The 7794-nt window shown below is 68.9% G+C and carries 5 protein-coding genes; all 5 read right to left on the reverse strand.

Annotated features, from left to right (window positions below; translation table 11 throughout):
• Positions 1-1665 (reverse strand): FAD-dependent oxidoreductase, encoded by a 1665-nt coding sequence (locus IRZ30_RS04835; RefSeq protein ID WP_294083509.1) that lies wholly within the window; start codon positions 1663-1665, stop codon positions 1-3.
• A 508-nt stretch (positions 1666-2173) separates the two neighbouring features.
• The gene (locus tag IRZ30_RS04840) at positions 2174-5290 is read right to left on the reverse strand and encodes an AAA family ATPase (protein WP_294083510.1); all 3117 of its coding nucleotides are present in this window, start codon (positions 5288-5290) and stop codon (positions 2174-2176) included.
• 106 nt (positions 5291-5396) lie between these two features.
• Positions 5397-6815: an NAD(P)/FAD-dependent oxidoreductase gene (locus IRZ30_RS04845; protein ID WP_294083511.1), complete on the reverse strand. Its 1419-nt coding sequence runs from the start codon at positions 6813-6815 to the stop codon at positions 5397-5399.
• A 3-nt stretch (positions 6816-6818) separates the two neighbouring features.
• Positions 6819-7139, reverse strand: a complete 321-nt coding sequence (locus IRZ30_RS04850) for a (2Fe-2S)-binding protein (protein ID WP_294083513.1) — start codon at positions 7137-7139, stop codon at positions 6819-6821.
• A gap of 81 nt (positions 7140-7220) precedes the next feature.
• Positions 7221-7794 (reverse strand): FAD-binding oxidoreductase (locus IRZ30_RS04855; protein WP_294083515.1); only part of this gene is annotated, 574 nt, incomplete at its 5' end.

Raw genomic sequence — 7794 nt, forward strand, 5'->3', positions numbered from 1 at the left:
CTACAGGCTGCTCAGGTAGCGATGGACGAAATGGACCGCCATTGCCCCCTCGCCGGTCGCTGACGCGATCCGCTTGATCGACTGGTGCCGGATGTCTCCCGCGGCGAACACCCCTGGGACGTTCGTCTCCAGCAGGTACGGCTGTCGCTTCAGCGGCCAGCGCGCCGCGCCGTTGCGCGCCCCCTTGAGGTCCGGTCCTGTCAGAACGAACCCCGCATCGTCGAGTGCCACCAAGTCCCCCATCCAATCCGTGAACGGCTTGGCGCCGATGAAGATAAACAGGTCATTCGCCGGGACGGTCCGCTCCTCCCCGGTCTGTGCGTCCGCAAGACGCAGCCCTTCGAGGCGCGTCTCGCCCAGCGCCTCGCCCACCGTGGTGCGGAACCACACCTGGATGTTCGGAATCTCTGCGATGCGATCAACCAGGTACTGGGACATACCCGACTTGGGCAGCGAGTCGCCGCGCACCAGGAGCGTCACGCAGCGGGCAAACCGTGCGAAGTACACGGCCGCCTGGCCGGCCGAGTTGCCGCCGCCGACGATGAAGACATCCTCGTCCTTGGCCGCCATCGCCTCCGACAGCGCGCCGCCGTAGTAGATGCCCTTGCCGTGCAACCGGTCGACACCGGGTGCCTCCAGCCGGCGGTACGACACCCCGGCCGCGATCAGCAGCGCGTGGCAACTGATCTCGCCACCGCTCGCGGTCCGCACGATGCGGTACTGCCCCTCCAGCCGGAAACCGGTCACTTCGGCATTGAGGATCTCGGCCCCGAAACGCCGTGCCTGGGCGACGGCCCGGCGTGCCAGATCGGACCCGCTGAGACCCGCGGGAAAGCCCAGGTAGTTTTCGATCCGCGAGCTGGTTCCGGCCTGCCCGCCTGGAGCGTGGCGCTCGATGAGAAGGATGCGCAGTCCCTCAGATGCGCCATACACCGCCGCCGCAAGCCCGGCCGGTCCGCCCCCGACGATGATGAGGTCGTAGAAGGGCAGGGCGGCCTGCACCGTGAGCCCGATCCGCGCGGCCACTTGCTGCTGGCTCGGCTGTTCGAGCGTGGTGCCATCCGGCAGGATGACGACCGGCAGGCGCGTCAGGTCGAGCCGGGTCTGGCTGGCCAGCTCCCGCGCTTCCGGGTTGCTCTCGACGTCGAGCCACCGGTAGGGCACCAGATTCCGCGCCAGGAAATCCTTGAGCTCGAAGGTCTCGACCGACCACCGGTGACCGATGAGCCGGACCCCCTCGAACGGCGGTGACCAGTTCGCCATCCAGTCGTCCAGCACCTCATCGACGACCGGGTAGAGCCGCTCGTCGGGTGGATCCCACGGCTTGAGCAGGTAGTGGTCGATCTGCACGTCATTGATCGCCCGGATCGCCGCCTCGGTGTCGGCGTACGCCGTCAGGAGGACCCGCTTGACATCCGGGTAGATCTGGATCGCCTCGGTGAGGAACTCGATCCCGGTCATGCCGGGCATCCGCTGGTCGACGATCAGCAGCGCGAGCGGCGCATTGCGCAGGCGCAGTCGTCGCACCGCGTCGAGCGCTTCCGCACCGGACTCCGCGCGCAGGATCCGGTAATGTTCGCCGTACCGCGCTCGGAGGTCACGCGCGACCGCGGCGAGGACGCTTGGCTCGTCATCGACGATGAGTATGGCGGGCTGGTCGGCCATCCTGTTCCTCCGTCGTCCGCACGGATCTCGCATCCCAGCCGGAGCGCCTCTGACGACTCCGAGCGCGCCCGCTTCCCGTTGCCGGGGCACCCATCGTCCGCGTCCGCTGCCGGACATGACGCCGAGGCGCTTCCCTGCACCCGACGATAGTCCAGCCCGCGTCTCCCGCCACCGTGAGCATTACCTGTTTCACTCCTACGCAGGGGTCCCAACTCGGTCCGCCGGGCGCAGGTCACCCCGCTGCCTGAGACCGAATGCGGTCGAACCCCATTCGCGTTGGCCGTCATCCTGAGCGGAGCCGTCCGCGGCGGGGGCCGCGGGTGGCGCAGCGAAGGATCTCGCGTCGGAACTCAATCAACGTAGAGATCCTTCGACCCGGACGGAGCCTCCGGGTCCGACTGAACGACGCACCGTCTCCGCTCAGAATGACATCCGCACCACCGTGCAGGCGGGACACACAACCCACCCCAGGCGTCTGCGGGCCGTGATACGTCGGACAGCGTGGACGCTATCGCACCAGCCCGTACTTGTGGGCGAAGGAGGTCGCAGCCGTGCGGGAGGAGATGCCGAGCTTGTTGTAGATCGACTGGAGGTGACCGCCCACCGTGCGGGGGCTGATCGAGAGCCGCACGGCAACCTCGGCGTCCGTCAGCCCCTCGGCGACGAGGCGGAGGACCTCGATCTCGCGAGCGGAAAGCCCGCCCGGCACGGCCGTGGGGCGTGGCTCCAGGTTGTCGATCACAGCAAGCAGCGGCTTGGCCCCGAGCGCCTCGGCCGTCGCACGCGCTGCGGCGAGCAACCCACCGGCTTCGTGACCGCGGCCGGAGGCGATCAGCAGTTCCGCGTGGGTGACCTGAACGAGCGCCAGCGAATACGGCGCTTCAAACGACGCTGCCAGCCGCTCCGCTCCGACGAGGTGCTGGCGCGCTGCCGCGAAGTCCCGCCGCAGAGTCGCCAGGCGCGCCAGCGTCCGATGCGCGGTGAGCATCGCCAGCGGCTGACGTGGGTTGCTCGCGTGCCGCAGCCCTTCGCGCTGACACTGCCAGGCGCGATCCAGATCCCCCTGCGCCGCGTAGTACCGTGCCCAGAGGTGGTCCGGAGTAGCCCGGCCCACTTCGATGTCGCTCCAGTCCAGCCAGCGCTCCAGCGCCAGAATCCACCGCCGCGCCCAATCGAGGTCGCCGTCGTCAAGAGCCAGCTCGGCGGCGACGCCGATCAGGCGCAGGCCGAAGGGGAAGTGGCTCAGCGGCGGCTCGGTGTCGGGGCCGTCGGGCAGCGCTTCGGCGATGCGCGCCCACGCGCGGGACGAGTCCCCCTGGCGCCGGTCGAGATCGGCCAGAATCCGCCGCATGCCGAGCGGCTGGGCATTGGCACCCAGGAACGCCGTGGCGCTGGCACGCGCCTCGTCCCAGCGTCCTTCGAGCAAGAGCGAGTCGATCATCGTCGGGAGGGAGCCCGGCGGGACGAGCGCTCCGAAGACCGAGTGACGCCACGCCCGCGCCGCCTCATCCAGCATCCGGCGCCGCTCTTCGACACGATCCGGATAGTAGACCTGAAGCACCAGATCGAGCTCCCAGTCATAGGTCGCCCCGACCATGTGGTACGCCTCTGTCTGCCGGAAGTAGGTGCGAGCCTGGTCGAAGGCCGCCCTCGCCTCGCTCGGCCGGCCCAGCCCGCCGTGCGCCAGCCCGATGGCAAAGTAGGCCGTGCCGTGCTCGCGGGGATCGGCCAAAGGCGACTCCGCCAGGAACCGCTCGGCCTGTTCCAGCGCCGGGCCGTAGGCGCCATAGTGTGCGAGGAGTTGCGCGTACGTGGCGCGGCTGACCGCGTAGGCGAGCGGCGTGCCTGCCAGGGCATGTCGGGTCGACTCCGGCAATCCCTCGATGCCCCGCCAACTTTCACGCAGCGCGGCGTACGTGTTCTGCGCGGCATACGTGCGCACCCGGGCGTTGCAATAGGGAATGATGGTCCGCAGCTCCTCGTCGCCAACCTCATTGGCGATGCGCTGGGCGGTGTCGAGGTACGCGATCGCTCGCTGCGGGTCCGTGAAGCGGTACGCCTCGGCAAGCTCACAGAGGAGCCACGCACGCTCTCGCTTCCGGTGGTCGTCCCCTTCCAGGATCGCCAGCGCCTTCTCAAACCGCGCAGCCGTCACCGCCAGCGCGAATGCGCCGGCCGCCCGCCGTCCCGACGCGATCAACCACTCGGCCGCCCGCGGGTCGCCGGCCTCCGAGAAATGCCGTGCCACCACGTCCGGATCGGGGTTGGGCTCGGCGGCGAGCACCTCTGCGATCCGACGGTGCCATGACCGTCGGCGGAGCAGGATCATGTGCTCGTAGAGGGACTGGCGGTAGAGCTTGTGCCGGAACCGCAGCACGGGCTCCTGCGGCAGCTCGACCATCACCCGGACCGCGAGCGCCTGCTCGATCACGTCGGCCAGCGCCTCATCGCTCACCTCCGTCACCGCCTGCCAGACGTCGATGGGAACCTCCTCCCCGATAACCGCGGCGGCCTGCAACAGGTGGCGTGCTTCGGGCGCAAGACGCTCGAGCCGCTCGTCGATCAACTGGCGGAGTAACGGCGGCACCCGGACACCGCTCAGCTCACCGAGAACCCAGCCCTCGCCGGCGAGCCGCAGCACCCCCTCATCCTCCAGCGACTGGAGCAACTCGTTGACGAAGAAGGGATTGCCTTCGGACGAGTGCAACAGGAACGTGACCAGCCGATCCTGGTCCGCCTGGGAAAGGGGATAGCGTGCCGTCACCAACTCGACGACGGCTTCCCGGTCCCACTCGCGCAGGGTGATGCGCTCGGCCTCGGTCTCGCGCAGCACATGGGGAAGGAGCCGGTAGAGTGGCTCGTTCGGCCGCAATTCGACATGCCGGTAGGTCACGACGATCAGGATCGGACGCTGACCAACCTGTCGGCCGAGGTGCCGCAGGAGGTGGATCGATTCTTCATCCGCCCAGTGCACGTCTCCGAGGAGGAGGAGCACCGGTCGGTGGCGCGAGAGTTCAGTGAAGAACGACAGGACCTGATCGTGGAGCTTCCGCCGTCCCGCGACCGCCTCGAGCGCATCCTTGACCGAGAGCGCCGGGGCGGGGACGGGCAGATTCGGCGGTGCGCGGTCAGTGCGGAACATTTCGAGCCACGGGCCGTAGGGCGGCGTGCCGTCCAACTCGTAGCACCGGGCGCCGATCACCTGCACGCCGGCCGCACGCGCCTCGCCCGCCAGCGTCTCGATCAACACCGACTTCCCAACGCCCGCATCCCCCGCGACCAGGACCACGCCGCCCCGCCCCTCGATCGCCGCGTGCAGCGCAGCGAGCAACCGCTCGAACTCCACGCGGCGTCCGATGAGCTGCCGTCCGGTACTCGGGTCACCCCACACGGCGCCATGATCCGGCTCTTGGGCCGGCTCCTGGGCACGATCCAGCGCAGCCGAGGGTACGAAGAACTGCTCCCCGAAGCGCCCCGCACGCTTTTCGGCCGGTAGCCTGCCGTCGTGAATCCAGCGGCGGATCGTGTGCGTGGACACCCCGAAGTGGCGGGCAACGGCGGGCAGGGTCAGCCATTCGCTGCCGTCGAAATCCGTGGAACCGGGCGCGTATCCTCCGTCGCTCATCAAGTCGGCCCCGGTCGTGCGGTCGGTTCGGTTCGCTGATTCTAATGATTATACCCTGGCGATCCTCGACGAGGGGAGCGGCTCGCGTCAGGCGGCGGTAGACGCGCTACGACGCGTCATCCGGAATGGTCGCGAGAGCGCCTAGCGGCACCGGCTTCAACGGCACCCGCGCGTTGAAGACGCCTGCCTCGTCCGGTGCCACGCCATACCGACCTTCGAGGTAACGCCCCACCACCTGCGAACAAATCCGTCCCTGGCAGAAGCCCATCCCGCAGCGCGTGCGCCGCTTCAGCCCGTTTAGCGTGGTCACCCCGGCCGCAACTGCCTGATCGATCTGGCTCGCCGTGACCTCCTCGCAGCGGCACAGCACGGTTGTCGGCTCTACCAGGCGTGCGATCCCGGGCGGTTCGGTGTACACCTCGTTGAGCATCCGGGCGAAGGCGCGACCCTGCCGGATCGTGCGACGGAGCGGCCGCGCCGCCCGATCATACGCCTCGGCTCCGATCACCCCCAGGTCGTATGCGATCGTCAGCCCCGCCAGCGCACCGGTGGCTTCGGCGAGGTCGGCTCCGCCGATCCCACTCACCTGCCCCGCCACATAGAACCCCGGCCGGCTGGCGCGCATCCCATCGTCGTGTGCCACGTACCAACCGCCCCGCTCCCGCGCGAAGGCGAGCGCGCACCCGGCAAGCTGCGCCAGCTCGGTGGATGCCGCAAACCCGAAGTGCAGGCAGAGCGTATCGGCCTCGAGCACCTGCCTCGTCTCCGGCACGATGTTCCACCCGGCATCCTTCTCCGCGATGACCACCTCGCGGAGTTCGCCATCGCCACGGGCTTCCACCACTGTGTAGTTGTGGAAGTACGGGACACCGGCCCGGCGGAGGGCAAGGCGGTAGTCCGCCCACTGCCGGAGGCGGCGAGGCTGGCCGACCACCGCCTGAGCGTGCCGGAGTCTGTGCGTCGGCTCCGTCAGCCCGACGCAGTCGACCACGGCGGCGACCTCACCGCCCGCCTCGACAATCTGGGTGGCAATCGCAAGGAGGAGCGGTCCGGTACCCGCGAGAACGAACCGCCGCCCCGGCAAGATACCGTCGTGGCTGAGCACGCGTTGCGCTGCTCCGGCGGTCATCACACCGGGCAGGGTCCACCCCGGAAACGCCGCGACCCGCTCGATTGCACCCGTCGCGATCAGGACGGCCGCCGCCTCCAGGACATCCACCCGGTCGTCGGCCACGAGCGCCAGCCGATTCGGCTCGAAAAAGCCCCACACCGTCGTCCCGAGCCGCACGTCGACCTTCGACCGCTCCAGCGCGTGGAGCCGTTCGCGGCCTTGCTGGCGCAACTGGTCCAACCCACGACCGCGGCTGGACCCCGGCGCGACGCCGAAGTGCTTGTAGTACTGCCCGCCGACGTGTTCGGCTTCGTCAATGAGGATCGCCGGGACGCCGTACTCCGCGAGAGCCAGCGCGGCCGCGATCCCCGCCGGCCCAGCCCCGACGATGGCCACCGCCTGTTTCCGCGTCATGGCTCACGACTCCGTTCGGTCCGCACGCGCGACCGCGCCGGATGTCACGACCATGCCCGGTCGTGCCGTAGTGACGCAGGCACGCCGGTTCGGCTTCCCGTCGACCGTCACCAGACACTCGTAGCAGACCCCGATGCCGCACAGCGGACCGCGTGGCTCGCCCGCGATGCGCGTCGTGCGGAGCACCCGATGCCCACTCGCGAGTAACGCACCGAGAATCGTCGCGCCGCGGTGCGCGCGGATTTCCTGTCCGTTCCAGGAGAAGGTAAAGGTGTGCTCGTGAGCCGGTTCTTCGTGGTCACCCGCGTCGATTCGCACGCCCATCAAACCTCCTCCAGAGCCTCTGGGTGGGCCATACTCCCGCCTCGCGAGTTGAGCGTCCGTGGCTTCCGGTTTGGCGTTGTTTCATGCGGCAAAGCGGTCGGGCCGAGCGGGTGTTAGATCAAACCGGGGCGTTCTCTCCAGGACCACGTCCGCCACCACTTCCCCTACTGCTGGGCCGAGCATCATCCCGATGTCGAACCCACCCGTAGCCACCACGAATCCGCGCACCTGGTGCGTCTGGCCGAGGATCAGCATCCGGTCCGGTGTCTTGGGCCGCAAACCCGACCAGGCACGGATCACCTGGACGTGCCGCAGGTGTGGGTACATCTCGGTGATCCCCCTGGCAAAGTCCCGCATCACCGCCAGTGTCACGCGCTTTTCGAAGCCTGCGTCTTCCTGGATGCTCCCGATGATCCCGTTCGCCGCCCAGGTGCTCCGGATCGAGGGCGAAATCCCCATCACCACGCGCCGTGGCAAGCAGGTCAGCGGCTCGGTGACCAGAACCTGCCCGCGGATCGGGATGACCGGCGTGTGGAGCCCCACCATCGCGCTGACCTCACCCGCCCAGGCACCCGCCGCATTGACCACGGTCTCCGTCTCGATCCGCCCCCGGGTCGTCTCGACGCTGACCACCCGCCCTCCCCGGACGGTGATC

The sequence above is a fragment of the Sphaerobacter sp. genome, assembly GCF_019683595.1.
Classification (GTDB): Bacteria; Chloroflexota; Chloroflexia; order Thermomicrobiales; family Thermomicrobiaceae; genus Sphaerobacter.

Excerpts from the sequence above, each read along its gene's own strand:
- IRZ30_RS04835 (WP_294083509.1), bottom strand. The coding sequence starts at position 1,665 with ATGGCCGACCAGCCCGCCATACTCATCGTCGATGACGAGCCAAGCGTC.
- IRZ30_RS04840 (WP_294083510.1), bottom strand. The coding sequence starts at position 5,290 with ATGAGCGACGGAGGATACGCGCCCGGTTCCACGGATTTCGACGGCAGC.
- IRZ30_RS04845 (WP_294083511.1), bottom strand. The coding sequence starts at position 6,815 with ATGACGCGGAAACAGGCGGTGGCCATCGTCGGGGCTGGGCCGGCGGGG.
- IRZ30_RS04850 (WP_294083513.1), bottom strand. The coding sequence starts at position 7,139 with ATGGGCGTGCGAATCGACGCGGGTGACCACGAAGAACCGGCTCACGAG.